Annotated in this window: 18 protein-coding genes, 1 pseudogene and 1 riboswitch; of the genes and pseudogenes, 16 read left to right on the top strand and 3 right to left on the bottom strand. The window is 57.4% G+C overall.

Annotation, left to right across the window (positions count from 1 at the left end; translation table 11 throughout):
- The 9 genes and pseudogenes from E1297_RS48325 to E1297_RS48365 form a co-directional block, all read left to right on the top strand.
- A pseudogene (locus tag E1297_RS48325) lies at window positions 1-369 on the top strand (cobalamin biosynthesis bifunctional protein CbiET); the annotation flags it as partial.
- On the top strand, window positions 366-734 hold the full coding sequence (locus tag E1297_RS48330; protein ID WP_155151683.1) for a cobalamin biosynthesis protein: 369 nt from the start codon (window positions 366-368) through the stop codon (window positions 732-734). The pseudogene E1297_RS48325 and the gene E1297_RS48330, both read left to right, overlap by 4 nt.
- On the top strand, window positions 731-1,525 hold the full coding sequence (cobM, locus tag E1297_RS48335; RefSeq protein WP_155151686.1) for a precorrin-4 C(11)-methyltransferase: 795 nt from the start codon (window positions 731-733) through the stop codon (window positions 1,523-1,525). Before E1297_RS48330 ends, cobM begins: the two co-directional genes overlap by 4 nt.
- Window positions 1,518-2,834 carry a cobyrinate a,c-diamide synthase gene (locus tag E1297_RS48340; RefSeq protein ID WP_209016447.1) on the top strand — a complete coding sequence of 439 codons (1,317 nt, stop codon included), beginning with the start codon at window positions 1,518-1,520 and terminating at the stop codon, window positions 2,832-2,834. The genes cobM and E1297_RS48340 overlap by 8 nt, the downstream gene beginning before the upstream one ends.
- The gene (gene cobA, locus E1297_RS48345) at window positions 2,831-3,559 is read left to right on the top strand and encodes a uroporphyrinogen-III C-methyltransferase (RefSeq protein ID WP_155151691.1); all 729 of its coding nucleotides are present in this window, start codon (window positions 2,831-2,833) and stop codon (window positions 3,557-3,559) included. The genes E1297_RS48340 and cobA overlap by 4 nt, the downstream gene beginning before the upstream one ends.
- Window positions 3,552-4,295 (top strand): precorrin-6A synthase (deacetylating), encoded by a 744-nt coding sequence (cobF, locus tag E1297_RS48350; protein ID WP_155151956.1) that lies wholly within the window; start codon window positions 3,552-3,554, stop codon window positions 4,293-4,295. The genes cobA and cobF overlap by 8 nt, the downstream gene beginning before the upstream one ends.
- A gap of 43 nt (window positions 4,296-4,338) precedes the next feature.
- Window positions 4,339-4,546, top strand: a riboswitch (cobalamin riboswitch).
- 35 nt (window positions 4,547-4,581) lie between these two features.
- The gene (locus E1297_RS48355; RefSeq protein ID WP_155151693.1) at window positions 4,582-4,752 is read left to right on the top strand and encodes a CbtB domain-containing protein; all 171 of its coding nucleotides are present in this window, start codon (window positions 4,582-4,584) and stop codon (window positions 4,750-4,752) included.
- Between the two features lie 4 nt (window positions 4,753-4,756).
- Complete coding sequence (locus E1297_RS48360) at window positions 4,757-5,455, top strand: CbtA family protein (RefSeq protein WP_155151697.1); 699 nt, start codon at window positions 4,757-4,759, stop codon at window positions 5,453-5,455.
- A gap of 64 nt (window positions 5,456-5,519) precedes the next feature.
- Window positions 5,520-6,014 carry a hypothetical protein gene (locus E1297_RS48365; RefSeq protein ID WP_155151700.1) on the top strand — a complete coding sequence of 165 codons (495 nt, stop codon included), beginning with the start codon at window positions 5,520-5,522 and terminating at the stop codon, window positions 6,012-6,014.
- Here E1297_RS48365 and E1297_RS48370 read toward each other — a convergent pair.
- On the bottom strand, window positions 6,011-6,355 hold the full coding sequence (locus tag E1297_RS48370) for a DUF1636 domain-containing protein (protein ID WP_155151703.1): 345 nt from the start codon (window positions 6,353-6,355) through the stop codon (window positions 6,011-6,013). The two genes, E1297_RS48365 and E1297_RS48370, sit on opposite strands and share 4 nt — an antisense overlap.
- 152 nt (window positions 6,356-6,507) lie before the next feature.
- Here E1297_RS48370 and E1297_RS48375 point away from each other — a divergent pair, with 152 nt between their 5' ends.
- The 7 genes from E1297_RS48375 (at window position 6,508) to mdoH (ending at window position 16,011) form a co-directional block, all read left to right on the top strand.
- Window positions 6,508-6,972, top strand: coding sequence for a DUF302 domain-containing protein (locus E1297_RS48375; RefSeq protein WP_155151706.1), 465 nt, complete (start codon window positions 6,508-6,510; stop codon window positions 6,970-6,972).
- Between the two features lie 79 nt (window positions 6,973-7,051).
- The gene (locus E1297_RS48380) at window positions 7,052-8,671 is read left to right on the top strand and encodes a thiamine pyrophosphate-binding protein (RefSeq protein WP_155151708.1); all 1,620 of its coding nucleotides are present in this window, start codon (window positions 7,052-7,054) and stop codon (window positions 8,669-8,671) included.
- Window positions 8,658-9,842, top strand: a complete 1,185-nt coding sequence (locus E1297_RS48385) for a CaiB/BaiF CoA-transferase family protein (RefSeq protein WP_155151711.1) — start codon at window positions 8,658-8,660, stop codon at window positions 9,840-9,842. Before E1297_RS48380 ends, E1297_RS48385 begins: the two co-directional genes overlap by 14 nt.
- Before the next feature lie 180 nt (window positions 9,843-10,022).
- The gene (locus tag E1297_RS48390; RefSeq protein ID WP_155151714.1) at window positions 10,023-11,393 is read left to right on the top strand and encodes a tetratricopeptide repeat protein; all 1,371 of its coding nucleotides are present in this window, start codon (window positions 10,023-10,025) and stop codon (window positions 11,391-11,393) included.
- Between the two features lie 36 nt (window positions 11,394-11,429).
- Window positions 11,430-12,647: an OpgC family protein gene (locus E1297_RS48395; RefSeq protein ID WP_155151716.1), complete on the top strand. Its 1,218-nt coding sequence runs from the start codon at window positions 11,430-11,432 to the stop codon at window positions 12,645-12,647.
- Window positions 12,644-14,143 carry a glucan biosynthesis protein gene (locus tag E1297_RS48400; protein WP_155151720.1) on the top strand — a complete coding sequence of 500 codons (1,500 nt, stop codon included), beginning with the start codon at window positions 12,644-12,646 and terminating at the stop codon, window positions 14,141-14,143. Before E1297_RS48395 ends, E1297_RS48400 begins: the two co-directional genes overlap by 4 nt.
- Window positions 14,140-16,011 carry a glucans biosynthesis glucosyltransferase MdoH gene (gene mdoH / locus E1297_RS48405; protein ID WP_155151723.1) on the top strand — a complete coding sequence of 624 codons (1,872 nt, stop codon included), beginning with the start codon at window positions 14,140-14,142 and terminating at the stop codon, window positions 16,009-16,011. Before E1297_RS48400 ends, mdoH begins: the two co-directional genes overlap by 4 nt.
- On the opposite strand, the gene E1297_RS48410 is transcribed toward mdoH, so the two are convergent.
- Both E1297_RS48410 and E1297_RS50680 read right to left on the bottom strand, forming a co-directional pair.
- Entirely contained in the window at window positions 16,012-16,827 is an 816-nt protein-coding gene (locus E1297_RS48410) for a PHB depolymerase family esterase (RefSeq protein WP_155151728.1), read from the bottom strand. It lies immediately after the preceding gene.
- Window positions 16,827-17,297, bottom strand: coding sequence for a rhodanese-like domain-containing protein (locus E1297_RS50680; protein ID WP_209016448.1), 471 nt, complete (start codon window positions 17,295-17,297; stop codon window positions 16,827-16,829). The genes E1297_RS48410 and E1297_RS50680 overlap by 1 nt, the downstream gene beginning before the upstream one ends.
- Window positions 17,298-17,473: the final 176 nt, after the last annotated feature.

The following is a 17,473-nucleotide window of genomic DNA, read 5'->3' on the forward strand; positions in this document are numbered from 1 at the left end:
TCGATTGAACCACGCGAAGACCGCGCCGAACGCATTCGCAGAAATGCCGATACGTTGGGTCAGGATCGTCTCAACGTCGTGCATGGTACTGCACCGGACGGACTGTCAGGGCTGCCGCTGCCCGATGTCGTTTTCATCGGCGGCGGTCTCAGCGAAGAACTGCTGGTCTGGTTGCAGTCCAACCTCTCTATAGGCACGCGGCTGGTCGCCAATGCGGTTACACTGGAAAGCGAGGCTTTGCTGGCCAAGTGGCACGACAAGCTTGGCGGTGAATTGCTGCGCATCGAACTGGCGCAGGCGTCAGCGCTTGGCCCCCGACGTGGTTGGAAATCAGCCTACCCGGTTGTGCAGTGGAGCGTGACGTTATGATCGTCGCAGGACTTGGGTTTTCCTCAAACGCCACTGCAGAGAGCCTACAGGCGGCATTCAACCTCGCAACTGCCGATCATGCTGTGGAAGCTCTCGCAACAGTCGCGGACAAAGAAGGGCACGAAGCACTGACTGCCTTTGCAGAATCGTCCGCCCTGCCCCTGCATTTCATAGCTGCTGCCGATCTGGCGGGTCAGCGCACTCTCACCTGCTCGAACCGCAGTCGTGCCACCTATGGCACTGGCAGCGTGGCCGAAGCATCCGCTCTTGCCGCAGCCGGACCCGGTGCGCGGCTACTCTCACCCAGACAGATTTCGGACGATCGCCTTGCAACATGCGCGATCGCTATCGGAGGACAGATATGACCATTCATTTCATCGGCGCCGGACCAGGTGCCGCCGACCTGCTGACCCTGCGCGGACGCGATATAATCGCATCCTGCCCGGTATGCCTCTATGCGGGCTCATTGGTGCCAGAGGAGATTCTGGGCCATTGCCCAGAAGGTGCAAAGATCGTGAACACCGCGCCAATGGATCTGGATCAGATCGTGGCCGAAATCAAAGCAGCTCACGAAGCCGGACAGGACGTGGCGAGGTTGCATTCAGGCGACCTGTCGGTCTGGTCGGCCATGGGTGAACAGATTCGTCGGCTCAAGGCCGAAGGCATTCCGGTTAGCGTAACACCCGGCGTGCCATCTTTTGCCGCCGCTGCCGCAGCTCTTGGAACCGAACTGACCCTTCCCGGGCTTGCTCAATCTGTCGTCCTGACCCGCACTCCCGGGCGTGCTTCGTCGATGCCCGAGGGTGAAACGCTGGAAAACTTTGCCCGCACCGGCGCAACATTGGCCATTCACTTGTCGATCGGCAATCTGGACAAGGTGATTTCAGATTTGGTGCCTGCCTATGGGGCTGACTGTCCAGTGGCCGTTGTCTATCGCGCCAGTTGGCCGGATGAGCAGATTATCCGCGCCACCCTGGCAACCCTGAAAGATGCGCTGGACGAGAGCATCTCTCGCACCGCATTGATCATGGTAGGCCCAGCACTGGCCGGTGAAGGTTTTGACGAAAGCTGTCTGTATTCCAAAACCTATGACCGCCGCTATCGCCCGCAGAGCGCGGAAAGCCCGTGGTCGAGCTGGAGCCATGGTGATGACTAATCCTCCCGGAATTCTGATTTCGGCACCATCCTCGGGCACCGGAAAAACCACAGTCATGCTGGGTCTTTTGCGCGCTCTGGCCGAAGATGGACTGACGGTACAACCGTTCAAAAGCGGCCCGGATTACATCGATCCCGTTTTTCACAGGGCGGCGGCTGGCCGGGACTCGTTCAACCTGGATAGCTGGGCGATGGGTGCGCCTTTGCTTAACGCGATCTCGGCGCAGTCAGAGGGCGCAGATATTGTCGTGGCCGAAGGTTCCATGGGACTGTTTGATGGGGTCGCCAAGCCCGGCGAACTGGGCCATGGGTCCAGTGCCGAAACGGCTCAGCGGATGGGCTGGCCCGTGGTTTTGGTGCTGGATGTAGGCGGACAGGCACAATCGGCTGCCGCCACGGCGCTAGGATTTCGGATGTACAATCCGGATCTGCCCTTCGCCGGGGTGATCCTAAACCGTTGCGCGAGCCCGCGGCATGAACGCCTGACACGTCTGGGTATGGAGCGTGCGGGTCTGCCGGTGTTGGGTGTGTTGCCGCGTCGGGGTGATCTAACTTTGCCAGAGCGGCACCTTGGATTAATACAAGCGGTCGAGCACCCTGATCTGGAAAGCGCGATTGCCGGATACGCGGCCTTTCTGCGTGAACATGTGGATCTTGATGCGATCAAGGAGGCTGCCTCCTTAGGCCCCAATGGGTCATCTCCGACCGCGCTGCCGCACCCCCCGGCCCAAAGGATTGCGCTGGCCAGGGACGAAGCATTTTCCTTTACCTATCCCCACCTTCTCAAAGGTTGGCGTGCTGCGGGTGCTGAAATCCTGCCATTCTCGCCGTTGGCCAATGAAGCTCCTGCCGACGATGCAGATCTTGTCTGGCTTCCAGGAGGTTATCCTGAATTGCATGCCGGCACTCTGGCAGCGGCTGACACATTCCAGACTCGTCTACGCAAGCACGCGGAAACCCGTCCAGTGCATGGTGAATGCGGTGGATACATGGCTTTGGGCGACGTGCTGATCGACAAGGAAGGTACGCCACACAAAATGGCGGGACTGCTCGGTCTTGTGACCTCTTATGAGAAGCGCAAGTTCAACCTCGGCTATCGCAAAGCCGAGTTGTTGGCAAAGATGCCCGGTTTCTCGGTTGGTACAGCGCTTCGCGGGCACGAGTTCCATTATTCGTCTATTGTCGAACAGCCCGATGCTCCTCTTGCGCGAGTCTTTGACGCAGAAGGTGCGGAAGGACCGCAGACAGGATCAGTTCGGGGCAACGTCACCGGCACATTCTTTCATCTGATTGCAGAGGCCTCAGCATGAGCGGTTTCGTTTCGTTCATTGGCTCAGGCCCTGGAGATCCGGAACTACTGACGCTCAAGGCCGTTGACCGGATGCAAAAGGCCGATGCGATTTTGTTCGACGATCTCAGTAGCGGACCTATCCTTACCCACGCCCGTGAGGACGCAGATTTGGTGGGTGTAGGAAAGCGTGCTGGTCGCCCCTCACCCAAGCAGGATCATGTGAGCCGTCTGCTGGTCGACTATGCACAAACCGGTGCACATGTCGTTCGCTTGAAATCAGGTGACGGAGGTATGTTCGGGCGGCTTGAAGAAGAACTGGTCGCGCTGAAGGCGGCGGGGATCGAGTATGAAATCATTCCCGGAATTCCATCTGCCGTCGCCGCCGCGGCAGCCGCAGGCATTCCGCTGACCCGCCGCCTGACAGCACGCCGTGTACAATTTGTCACCGGCCACGATGTCAGCGGCAAGCTGCCCGAAGATCTGAACCTGTCGGCGTTGGCGGATTCGGGGGCGACCTCAGTTGTTTTCATGGGCAAACGCACTTTCCCGCTGCTTGTCGAGGCGCTGCATGCACACGGTCTGCCCTTGGACACGCCCGCGCTGATGGCAGAATCTGTCTCGACACCCGATCAGTCGCTGCACCGCTCGACCATCGGAGCGTTGTCGGAACGGCTGCAGTCTGAAATCGGAACAGCCCCGGCACTGATACTCTATGGACCGCTGGCGGAGTTCGATGATGTATGAACTGAGCCTGATAGGGATCGGTACAGGCAATCCGGATCACGTGACATTTCAGGGTGCGGAGGCTATTCGTGTAGCTGATCTGATCCTGATCCCGCGCAAGGGTGAGAACAAGGCAGATCTTGCCGGCGTACGTGAGAAGATCATTTCTCAAGTCACTGAAGCGCCTCCGCAAATCGCCTATTTCGACATCCCCAAGCGTAGGGCCGATGATGGCTATCTGCGTGGGGTGGATGAATGGCATGATGCAATCGCACTGCGCTGGCAGGAAGCGATCGCATCCCATCCTGACGCACAAAACGTGGCCCTACTGATCTGGGGCGACCCCTCACTTTATGACAGTTCGCTGCGAATCGCTGCGCGCCTCTCACCGCAACCGATCAAACGGGTGATTCCCGGTATTACCGCCCTGCAGGCTCTGACCGCAGCACATGGGATTCCGATCAACGATATCGGCGCGCCTTATGTCGTTACAACCGGTCGCCGTATCCGGGACGAGGGTTGGCCTGAGGCTGCTTCAACCGTCGCAGTGATGCTGGACGGCGAATGTTCGTTCCAGAGCCTTGATATGGCAAATTATGACATCTGGTGGGGCGCTTACGTCGGTATGGAAGAAGAAATCCTGATCAGCGGAACCTTGTCCGAAGTTTGTGATGAGATTCTCTCAACTCGTGCACAGGCAAGGGCTGATCATGGCTGGATCATGGACATATACGTTCTGAAAAAGCGCGTGATTTGACCGAAAACGTCGCAAATGGCGATTGCGTAAACCTGCGCATCGCGGCTAAATGATCGGGTCTGGTCCTGCCGGAGAAATCCGGATGCTAAGAGGGAATGTGGTGCGACTTCGTCTGAGGTCAAAGCCAAAGCCGCCCCCGCGACTGTAAGCGGTGAGCCCCTGTTCAACCAGCCACTCCCGAATTCGGGGGGAAGGCGAACAGAGGCACCGACCCGCGAGCCAGGAGACCTGCCAGGCGAACGTAGAAACACCAGCCGTCGGGTGCGACGGCACTGGAGGACAAGAAATGACGACACAAACTCAAACAGCATCTGCTGCAAAGACAGGCTTTCTGCCGGTAATGTTCGCAGTGGTTCTGGGCTTGGGTATTATCACCCTGACCGGACATGTTCAGGCATCTGGCTTGCATGACGCTGCACATGACGTGCGCCACGCAACCGGTTTCCCCTGCCACTAAGCAGATGTTCAGTCGCATTCTGACCAGCGCGTTGTTCGCTGGTGCTGCAGCGGGGCTGATTGCCGCCTTGCTGCAGCTTGTATTTGTGCAACCCGTTCTGTTGCACGCCGAGCTCTACGAGTCCGGTGAGCTGGTGCATTTCGGCGGGGAAGCTATCACGGCCCATCCCGAGCTACCGGGCATGTTCTCAGAGCTTACACGCGACGCGCTGAGCGTCATCTTCACCATGCTCACCTATACTGGTTATGCACTGGTTCTGGTTGCCCTTATGTCAGTGGCCGAGGGTCAGGGACACAAGATCGATGGTCGCACAGGTGTTCTGTGGGGTCTGGCGGGCTTTATCGCGGTTCACTTTGCACCCGGCTTTAGCCTGGCACCCGAAGTACCCGGCGTTGCAGCTGCAGATGTCTACGCACGCCAAGTCTGGTGGTTCGCCACTGTCGCGGCTGCGGCGGTTGCCATGTGGCTGATTGCGTTTGGTGGCAACATCATCAGCTACGTGATTGCGGCAGCGTTGCTCGTTGCTCCACATCTGATCGGCGCACCCGAACCGGATGTCTTCACCGGACCGGTCCCAACCGAAATCGGCGCTCTGTTTGCCGCACGTGCTTTTGGCATCGGCCTTGTCGCATGGGTTCTGGTTGGCGCATTTGCCGGCTACTTCTGGCAAAGCGAAGGCAAACGCGCCGAAGCAGCAGCCTGATACCCCAACATGTCATCCCGCCGGGCCCTGCCCGGCGGGTTCTTTTTTGGCTCAAGGAATAGAAATGGCTCGCTCACTTGCCCTCTTTGCAATTGGTCTGGTCTTTGGCGGCGGCGCTGGTTTCGTTCTCGCCGCGGCCAATGGCGTCACATTTGACGGCCACGACCATGCGGACCCCAATCAGCATGGCGGTTCTCATGCCGAAGCCATGGCGCATGATCACTCGACCGCCATCAACCTGCCTGCCGGTCAGGATGCGCCCGGTCTGGAAATTGCGGTAACGCAGGACCCAATGGCCGGATGGAACCTGCATGTCATGCCTCGGAACTTTCGGTTTGCGCCCGAAAACGCCTCTGCTGCGGACAATCCCGGTGAAGGCCACGCACATGTCTACGTGAATGGCACGAAACTCGCCCGCCTTTATGGCAACTGGATGCACATCTCTGATCTGCCCAAGGGCGAGGTTGAGATTAAGGTATCGCTGAATGCCAACAGCCACAGCCCGCTGATGGTTGAAGACGTGCCGGTCAGTGCTTCGTTAACTGTACAGGTGGACTAAAGCGCCGGAATACGCGCCCTCAAACACAAGCGAAGTCGCCCACATGGTCGGGCGTCTTCGATCCAGCCTGCAGGGCTGTCCAGATACGCCCGACAAGTCGCAGCAATATCATCCGCATCTGCAACGATATCGATCCCCGAGAAAACATATGACGCCATGCCTTCGCCCTGCAGGGCGATCGACGTTGGTTCGCTGCATCCACTGAAACAGGCGTGTTCTGCGATTTCGATCTCCGCCGCAAGGTCGATGCCGGTTAATGCCGCTTGTACGGCTTGCCGTTCGGCATCACGATCGCGCGTGCCGGAACAACTGGTGCAAATTAATAGCCGGGTCTGCGCCAAATACGTTTCACCTTAATCTTGAGTTCCGCTGTTTCTGAAGCTTTCAGCGCTGTGACACAAGCCCGTGGTCGCGATGAGCGCACGAGAATGTGAGTGCACCGGAAAGTGATATCTGGCATCAATCTCACACTCAAACCCTTGGAGGTTGCTTGATGAAATCGCTTTGGTCTGCGCTTTGTCTGTTCGCTCTGCCTGCATGGGCTGAGTTTACGGAACCACTTTCTGGCTGGGCTGTCTATCCGACCGACAAGAGTTATCAGCAGCTCGTGGACGATACAAAAAGCGCCGTGAAAGAAAACGGTCTGATCGTGGTAACGCAGGCCGGACCGACCAAAGCGGCCGCTGCCCGGGGGATTACGATCCCCGGAAATCGCGTGATTGGCGTTTTCAACAATGACTATGCAGTTCGCGTTCTCGAGACTTCGACAGCGGCTATGATCGAAGCCCCGATCCGGTTCTATGTAACCGAGAATGATGATGGCACAGCCACCCTGTCCTACAAGACACCCAGCTTTGTATTTGCCCCATATGTCTATGAGGGTGGCGAGCCTTTGGCCGACATTGCCGAAGAATTGGACGATAAGTTTCAGGCCATTGCTGAAAGCGCAGTCAAATAGTCACACTGGCGTGATGCGCCTTGCGTCCCGGGGCGTCCTCCGCAATCTGCTGCGTAACACGAATTTCGGAGCATGACTGATGCAGGACCTGTCCCCCCGCGCTGCTGATCTTTTGGCCCAAAGGCTGTATGAGGCCGGTTGCCGCCACGCATTTGGTATGCCCGGCGGTGAGGTTCTGACACTGGTCGATGCGCTCGAACAGGCTGGAATCACCTTCCATCTGACCAAGCACGAAAACGCTGCGGGATTCATGGCCGAGGCCGCGCATCACCGCGATGGCGCACCCGCCATTCTGGTGGCAACACTTGGTCCGGGGGCGATGAACGGCATCAATGTGGTTGCGAATGCGCTGCAGGACCGAGTGCCGATGATTGTACTGACAGGTTGCGTCGATGCAGACGAGGCGCTGACCTACACGCATCAGGTCATGGATCACAGTCAGGTCTACCGGTCCATAACCAAGGGGACCTTTCTGCTGACCGCAGAAGGTGCTGACATCATCGCTGACAAAGCCGTATCACTGGCCAATCAACCCCGGCCCGGTCCGGTGCACATTGATGTGCCGATCTCGGTCGCTGACACCCGCGTCAGCAACAGCAAACGCCGCCGCCTGGCAAAACCCGCTGCCGTTGCACCAGAGGGTGACTGTCTGGAAAAAGCCCGCCGTTGGGTGGCCAATGCCGAACGACCCCTCGCCATCATCGGGCTGGATGTTCTGTATGATGACTCTCGCAGTGTCGTGTGCGCGTTTCTGGAACATTTCGGGATTCCCTTTGTGACCACTTACAAGGCCAAGGGGATCGTGCCCGAGAACAACCCGCTATGCCTAGGGGGCGCAGGGTTATCTCCGTTGGCCGACAAGCATCTGGTGCCCCTGGTTGAACAAGCTGACCTGATCCTCTGCTTGGGATACGATCCAATCGAGATGCGCCCCGGCTGGCGCGAGATCTGGGATCCCGAAGACAAACGCGTGATCGATATCTCTGCGGTGGTGAATGATCACTACATGCATCAGGCGGGTCTGAACCTGGTTGCTGACACCGCTGCCACACTCGAAGCCATCGCAAAAGGCAACCCGGCACGTGCGACATGGCCTGATGGAGAACCGGAGCAGGTTAAAGAAGCGCTTAGCAAGGCTTTTCCAAGTGACGACGAATGGGGCCCTGCCGCGGTAATAGCCGAGACAAGGGATGTACTGCCCAAGGAAACGCTTGCCACAGCTGACAGCGGTGCGCACCGCATCCTGCTCAGCCAGATGTGGCAGTGCCACGAGGCGCGCGGGCTGATCCAATCGTCGGCCTTGTGCACGATGGGTTGTGCCGTTCCGATGGCAATTGGCCTCAAACTGGTCGAGCCGGATCGCCCGGTCATCAGCTTTTCAGGGGATGCGGGTTTCCTGATGGTGGCCGGTGAGCTATCCACCGCCGCTGAGATGGGCGGAAATCCTATCTTCCTGGTTTTCGTCGACGCCAGCCTCGCGCTGATCGAATTGAAGCAACGACAGCGTCAAATGGGCAACCGTGGAGTAGATTTTGACCGTCATGATTTTGCCGCCATGGGACGCGCGTTCGGCGGGTACGGTCATACCGTCCGAAACCGTGAGGAACTGCGAACGGCATTGGATGCGGCTGTGAAAGCCGATCGCTTCACCGTCATCGCGGCAGAAATTGACCGTGGAGGGTATGATGGCCGGATCTGAGGGGCCACTGAAGGGCGTCAAGGTTCTGGACCTGTCCCGCATTCTGGCCGGTCCTACCTGCACACAATTGCTGGGTGATCTGGGTGCCACCGTGATCAAAATTGAAAACCCGGCCACGGGCGGCGATGACACTCGCCAATGGGGTCCGCCTTATGTCGAGGATACCGACGGTAATCGTTCGGACCTTAGTGCCTATTTCATGGCCGCCAACCGCAACAAGAAATCCGTCGCGATTGACATCACGACCTCTGAGGGACAATCGGAAATTCGTCGATTGGCCTCGCACGCCGATATCCTGATCGAGAATTTCAAACCCGGCGGGTTGGCAAAATACGGTCTGGACTACGAGACCTTGTCAAAAGATCTACCGGGGCTCGTCTACTGTTCGATCTCAGGCTACGGACAAACCGGCCCCAACTCGGCCAAGCCGGGGTATGATCTCATGGCGCAGGGCTACGGCGGCATCATGTCACTGACCGGCGAGCCCGAAGGCGCACCTATGAAAGTAGGAGTTGGCATCGCGGATGTGATGTGCGGGATGTATGCCAGTGTTGGTATTCTGGCAGCCTTGCGCCACCGCGACTTGACCGGTGAAGGGCAACAGATCGATCTGGCCCTTGTCGATGCTCAGATTGCATGGCTCATCAACGAAGGCGTCAACTACCTGACATCTGGCAGCGTACCGCAGCGGCGTGGGAACGGTCATCCGAACATCGTCCCTTACGACGTTTACGAAACTGCAGATGGGCATGTTATTTTAGCAGTCGGAAATGACAGCCAGTTCCGGCGTTTTTGCGGGTACATCGGGCTTCCGGAACTGGCCGACGACCCACGCTTCGCCACCAATCCGGCGCGACTGCAGAACCGTGACGCACTTAACGTGGTGCTGCGTCCGGCGATGCAAAAGGTTGATACAAGCTCGGCAATCAATGCGCTGGAGGAATTGAAAGTTCCCGTTGGACCAGTGCAGTCGCTGGATCAGGTTTTTGGCACCGAACAGGTTGCTGCAAGACAGATGCAGATCGCCATGCAGGCTGATCCGGGTGAGGTTCAACTGATCGGAAATCCACTCAAACTCTCACGCACGCCTGTAACATATCGCACTGCGCCACCTGGGTTTGGTGCCGATACTCGGGCCGTTCTGGATGCCGAAAACCCATTTGAGGATTGAAACACTCTGATCATTTAGGCGGCATGTTGCTGAAACATGCCCTTGAATCGGCGGTTTTTTTCGCTTTTTACGCACACAGCTTTTCACCAATTCGAGAGCAGGGTCGATACTGTTACGACCCGCCCGCAGACTCTGATAAATCGAACAGTGTCAAATATCGCAAGCAGATTGGACCCAAGTATGAAACAAGACGTTTTTGGACAAATGAATACTCTGACCAAGCCCGAGAGCGTCGAGGCTTGGGATGGTGTTCTGCTTGGGTTCATGGCGCATGCGGCAATCACACCCCAACATTTGGGAAAAGTTCTGGAGCTGGAACCTGATTTCGCATTGGGTCACGCGATCAAGGGGCTGTTCATGGTCTTGCTGGGTCGGCGTGAAATGCTGCCGGTCGCGGCAGACGCACTTACAGCCGCCAATACCGCAATGGAGCGTAAGCCCGTTTCTGCCCGCGAAAAACAGTATGTTGAGGCTTTGGCACTTTATCTTGCCGACCTTCCCTCGCAAGCCGTGCAAAAATTCGAAGAGATACTAAGGTCACATCCGCAAGATACGCTTGCGATGAAACTAAGTCATGCGACCCGTTTCGTTCTGGGGGATTCGCAGGGTATGCGTCGCTCGATCGAGCGGGTGCTGCCCACCTATGAACCCGACCACGCGGGCCGAGGCTATCTGCTGGGCTGCCACTCATTCGCGCTGGAAGAGACCGGTGCCTACGAAAAGGCCGAAATCGCCGGGCGTCAGGCTCTTTGGATGGTTTCAGATGATGCGTGGGGCCTGCACGCGGTCGCGCACGTGCACGAGATGACGGGTAATGCGCAACTCGGCCTCGACTGGCTGGCAGGACGTGAAGCCGCCTGGGCGCACTGCAACAACTTCCGCTATCACGTCTGGTGGCACAAAGCGCTGATGCATCTGGATCTTGGTCAGGTTGATCGGGTGATCGAACTTTACGATCAGAGCATCCGCAAAGACAAAACCGACGACTATCGCGATATTTCAAATGCCACATCGTTGCTGTCCCGACTTGAGTTGGAGGGCGTAAATGTCGGTGATCGTTGGGAAGAACTGGCCGACCTCAGCGCCGCTCGGACCGAAGATGGTTGCCTGATCTTTGCCGATTTGCATTACCTGCTCGCGCTGACCGGGGACAATCGCTCGGATGCGACCGGAAAAATGCTGCAGCGTATTCAGAAAGACGCTGGTCGCAACCATGGGGATACGCCCGTTCGCATGTCCGATCCGGGTGTGGCAGCCGCCAAGGGTCTTGAAGCATTTGGCGACGGGCAATACGGAGCCGCGTTCGACTTTTTGTCAAGCGCGCGCGGCTCGATGCAATTGGCGGGTGGAAGCCATGCCCAGCGCGATGTATTTGAACGTATTACTATCGACTCCGGTCTTCGAGCAGGCCAATTGGATGCGGTTGAACGCATTCTGGATGACCGGCGCGCCAAGCGTGCCGGAGGCGAGGACAACTATGCACTGGCACGCCGCGCCCTGATTGATGCGGCGCGTGACAGCGGCGACGCACAAAGCGTCCCAGCCGAATAATAACAACAAGACGACCAAGAAGGACTGAAGACCCGTATGGCGACAGCATCGCCCGCTTCTGATTTTGCACCGGTTGCGGCCCAGGCCGCAGCCCCTGCCCGCACGCGCGATCCGCGTCTGGATTTCTATCGCGGTATCGCGATGTTCATCATCCTGATCGCCCATATCCCCAACGATCCCTGGGCAAGGTGGATTCCAGCCCGTTTTGGTTTCTCTGACGCGACAGAAATCTTCGTTTTCTGCTCGGGCATGGCATCTGCCATCGCCTTTGGTGGCGCCTTCCTGCGCAAGGGCTGGTGGCTGGGAACCGCGCGCGTGACCTTCCGTATCTGGCAGGTCTACTGGGCCCATATTGGCCTGTTTTTCTTTGTTGCCATGTCAATGGCTGCACTGGACCTCTCGGGGGTGTTCGAAAAAAGCTATGTTTCATCTCTGAATCTGCAGCATTTTTTCAACGACCCGATGCCGCAACTGGTGGGCATTTTCACACTCACTTACGTCCCGAACTACTTTGACATTCTGCCGATGTATCTGGTGGTGCTGGCGATGATGCCGTTGTTCATGGGGCTGTCGAGAATTGGTTTCTGGGCTGTCGCCGTCACATCAGTCGCAATCTGGCTGGTTGCGCAGACAGGTGTGTTGGCATTGCCTGCCGAACCTTGGTCCCAGCGCCAATGGTTCTTTAACCCATTCGGTTGGCAACTGCTGTTTTTCACAGGCTTTGCGTTTATGCGCGGCTGGATCCCGGCCCCACCAGTTTCTAAAACACTGATCTGGGCAGCAGCCCTGTTCCTGTTTCTGTCAGCCCCGTTTGGGTCATGGAAAGTGTTCCTTTGGGTACAGGCGGCTGCACCTGATCTTGCTACCGAGATCCGCAAAATCTGGCCCCTGACTGCAGAGCTTCGCGATAAGACGGATTTCGGTCTGTTCAGGTACATGCACTTCCTGTCACTGGCCTATCTGGGCTGGGTCGCAGCGGGCGAGCATGGACATCGCCTGATCGCGACGGGTCACAGCGCTGGCGCGCGTGTCTGGCAATTGGTCCTGAAACTGATCACCAAAGTCGGGCAGCAATCTCTTGCCGTCTTCGTATTTTCCATGGCAGCCGCACGACTTATCGGCGTTGCCCTGGATCAGACTGGGCGGGATTTTGCCAGTGTTTTCGCAGCCAACATGATTGGCTTTGCCATGATCATCGGTGTGGCCTATGTGGCCGCTTGGTTTAAGTCACATCCTTGGAAGACTAAAAAATGAATTTAACACGTCGCGCATTTCTCGCGTCGAGTTCGGCGCTTTTCCTTGCCCCGGCCACCTTTGCAACCGGTGGTGAGGTGCCCTTTGACCGCAATGATGTCATCGCACTGGCCCGTGATCTTGCCAGCCGACCGTTCGAAGAACGCGCTATGGTACCTACAGAATGGCAGGAGCTGACTTATCAGCAATACCGCTCGATCCGGTTCAGACTGGACAGGGCTCTGTGGTATGAGACCGAGACGCCATTCAACATCGATTTCTTCACGCCGGGTCTGTACTTCCCACGTACAGTTCAGGTTTCGACCGTTGAAAACGGCATGACCAAACCGGTCGAATTCGATCTGGCCATGTTCGACAAATCCGAAGATGTACCACAACTGCCGGTGGATGAAACACTGGGCTTTTCCGGTCTGCGCCTGCGCACCGAAATGCACCGCCCTGGCAAAACCGACGAATTCTGCGTCTGGCAAGGTGCCAGCTACTTCCGCGCAATCGGCCTACACGAAGTCTACGGGCTGTCGGCTCGCGGTCTGGCCCTGAAAACCGGCGATCCGGACGGTGAAGAATTCCCCGAATTCATTCGCTTTTGGCTGGAACGCCCGGAACCCGGGCAGCGCAACATGATTGTACATGCGCTGATGGACAGCCCAAGCGTAACCGGTGCCTATCGGTTCGACGTCACCGCCGGTGCTGATTGCGTTATGGATATCGAAGCCACTTTGTTTCCGCGTGAGGAACTGCCGCATGTGGGAATTGCCCCCGGCACGTCGATGTTCCTGTACGACCAGACCAACCACAGCCGATTTGATGATTTCCGTCCCGCTGTGCACGACAGCGACGGATTGCTGATCAGCAATGGCGCAGGTGAGGTGATCTGGCGCCCGCTGGCAAACCCGACACGATTGCAGATTTCGTCCTTTGTCGACACCAATCCGCAGGGGTTTGGCCTGATGCAGCGCAAGCGCAAATTCTCGGATTATGCCGACCTTGAGGCGCTTTATCACAAGCGCCCAAGCCTGTGGGTAGAGCCCAAGGGTGATTGGGGTAAGGGCAGTGTCACACTGGTTGAAATTCCGGCAGACCAAGAGATCTATGACAACATCGTTGCCTATTGGCGTCCGGCAGAACCCTATGCAGCTGGTTCGCAGGTAGATATGTCTTATCGCCTGATCTGGGGCGAAGAACCCCAGCGCACTGCGATGCCTCGGGTCATCAATACCGCGATGGGCGAGAACACCTTTGGCGAAGGTCGTCTTGCCGTCATCGACTTTGAGGCCAGCGAATTGTTCGAAGACCCCGAAGCGATGACAATCTTCGTCGATTCACCACACGCCGAAACGTCTGATGGCGTATTGCAACGCAATCCGGACACTGGGGGTCTGCGGCTGGCATTCTCATTCGAGCCCGGCGATCGGGATCATGTGGAACTACGCGCACAACTGAGACTTGGGAAACAGCCGGCTTCAGAGGTCTGGCTGTACAGATGGACCTCATGAGCCAAGACCTGCATATCATGCCACCTGAGGCGCCCTTGCAGATGCCTGCACAGAATTTCAGTGCAGGTTTTAGGGATGCACAGGCACCATCCAATCATGGAAGGGCGTCTGCTGGGTTCTGGCGTGCACTGGCTTTTTCACCAGCCATGGTGGCAACATTGGCCTTGTTGTGGGTCATGAGCGATTGGTTCGGAGCCCAGGGAATAAATGTAATCGAGGCGATCCTGCTCGCGTTGATCTCATTCAATTTCTTCTGGATTTCCTTCACGGTCTGCACAGTTTTGCTGGGAATGGTGTCCCTGTCCCGGCAAGAACAACCTCTCCGGCAGGGACGCTCGCAACCCTTGAAGGTCGCGTTGCTCATGCCGGTCTACAACGAAGTCCCTTGGTTTGTGCTGGGCAATGCCCGAACGATGCTTGAAGAACTGCGTGCTCGCGGTGGCCAACATCAATATGCGATGTTCATCCTGTCCGATACACGCGACCCTGAAATTGCCGCACAGGAACAGGCCAGTATCGAAGCACTTCGTACGTCTCTGGCACCGGATCTGGAACTCTATTATCGCCGTCGCGAACAGAATACCGATCGCAAGGTTGGCAACATCGCCGATTGGGTCAGCCGTTGGGGTGCGGACTGGGACGCAATGCTGGTACTGGACGCGGACAGCCTGATGACCGGGCGCGCCATTGCGCGTCTGACTGATGCACTTGCGCGCGACCCCGGTGCCGGGCTGATCCAAAGTTATCCTCAGCTGATCGGTGCCCAGTCCGTCTTTGCGCGGATGCAGCAGTTTGCCAATGGTGTTTACGGCATCGCATTTGCAGAAGGTCTCGCCCGCTGGTGTGGGCAGGAAGGCAACTATTGGGGCCACAATGCCATTATCCGGACCAAGGCATTCGCCAACTGTGCGGGGCTGCCCAAGCTGCGCTCGTTCGGCGGGCAGGAAAAGCTGATCATGAGCCATGACTTTGTCGAGGCCGGATTGATGCGCCGCGCCGGATGGGGTGTGCGGTTCCTGCCGCGCATTCGCGGCTCGTACGAAGAAACGCCACCAACGCTTATCGACCATGCGATGCGAGATCGTCGCTGGTGTCAGGGCAATCTGCAGCATTTGAAACTACTGGGTTCTGCCGGTTTCCGTGCAGTGTCCCGCTTTCATATGTTCCACGGGGCGGTCGGCTATCTCATGTCCCCGCTGTGGTTTGCGCTGTTGGTGATGTGGGCGCTGATTGGTCAGGGCAAAGAAGCTTCGGTTCTGCATTATTTCAGCCCCGACAATCCGTTGTTCCCGCAATGGCCCGAGATGACCGAGACGCGTCATGTCCTGATCATTCTGGTCATGTACGCCATGCTGCTGGCTCCAAAGGTACTGGGCGTTGTTGCTCTGCCCCTCAGCGGCGTGAGATATGCTGATTTCGGCGGCGGGCGACGCTTCTTTACCTCGTTCCTTGCCGAGGTGGTCCTGTCGATCCTCTACGCCCCAATTCTGATGGTACAGCAGATGATCGCTGTATTCCGTACTGCCTTGGGCATTCAAAAGGGCTGGTCCCCACAGGCGCGCGATGGCGGGACCTATGGCTTGCGGGCACTTGTCCTTTGCCACACGCTTGAAACCATCAGTGGTGTTGCGCTGAGCGCTGGAATCATGGCCGGGTTGGTTTCTGTCTGGTTGGCACCGATTGCCATCAGTCTCGCGCTGGCTATCCCACTTTCCGCATTAAGTGGCGTGTCAGCAGGCACCGCGCGTCGCATGGTTGGCATGCGTGAAGACTTCCACGAGCCTGCGATTACACGACTGGCGCGCCGTCATCGTGATGAGCTTAAAAAGGTGATCGAAGGCAAGGGTGTGATGACCCCGGCAGAGTAATTAACTGCCGGGTAAGCCTTCGTACCAATCCAGCATCATGTCAGCCCAGCCCTTTGGAACCGTGTGTCCACCGGGAAAAAGGGCAAACTCCAGCGCGCTGCCTTCGGCGCACCGGGTCCATTTCCGTCGCATGAATTGATCGGTTGTGCCAAATGCGTCCGGGCGATTGTCGACGCATTCATTAGCTGTACGCCAGATTTCGAGCCCCGCAAAAATATCGCCCTGCTGGAAACGCCCGCCACCCAGAAAGCGTCCCTCCAACGGGACAACATTATCCGTCCATCCATGCGTGTGAAAAAGACGCACCGGACCGTCGCAAGCCTCCGGGTGGGGTCGCCAGAAACCACCGGAAACAGGGGCATAGGCAGAAAACGTATCCGGAGCGGCGCAGGCCAGATAGTTCACCATGAATCCACCAGCCGAGAACCCGCCCAAAACAATCCGATCGCTATCAACACCAAACCGTTCGGCTGCGTCCTGCACGACTTCGGACAGGAACGCGGTCTCGTCACGCCCTTCCCAGCCGGGGAAGAAATTCCAGCTTTTGCGGCCATTGCGCAGCGCGCCTTCGGGTGCCATCACCGCATATCCGCGTGCCAGCAAAGGTTCGACCATACCGCGATTGTTCATCGTCCCGGTCCCGCTTCCGCCATATCCGTGCAGGAATACAACCATCGGAGGGTTCTCTGTGTCCGGCAGTTCGATGAAGTAACCCCCGGTTGCGGTCTCGCACATGTCTTCAGGGGCTCCGCAATCGGCCATTGCTGTCTGTCCGACAAACATAAAAGGCAATGCCAGCCAATGCTTTCTGCTCATCACGTTTCCTCTTTGTATGCCTCGAGCGGCAATCCGGCTCGTACCCAACCTGGGCCAGCACCGGACCCCAGCATTCCTTCGGGCACGTCAATGATGTTGGTAAAACCGGCCTCGGTCAGCCGATTGCTCATTCTGGCAGATCGGACACCGCGTGCGCAAATCAAGGCAATTTTGGTGTTTCGGTCACCATCACTCAACTGATCCAGGACCTGTTCAAAGTCTTCGCGACGCATATCAACCGGATACGCCCCCTCACCGATACCTGTCGCAGCCCATTCGCGTGGCGTTCGGATATCGATCAACAGAATCTCACCCTTGCTGGCTTGATTGTGCGCTTCGGCAACAGTGATCTGTCCGCCTGTATAATCAGGCGGAATCAACCGGTATTCGCGTATGGCGAACCCGGCAGCGATGGCCGCCCCGCCCCCAATCAAAACCCAACGCCTTGTTCGATTTACGTTTGCAGTCACGCTGCACACTCCTACAAATCACGTAGGTTCTAACATAGACCTGTTCTTTGCGCTGCCACTGGATGGCAGTTTCGGATCAAGTTCTTGTCATGTGAACCAATGATCAAGAGGGGCATGTAAATCCCTTAGAACCCCATCGAAAACTTACAATAGCTGGACAGCCGAAGAATTATCCT

This window comes from Roseibium sp. RKSG952 (assembly GCF_009711355.1).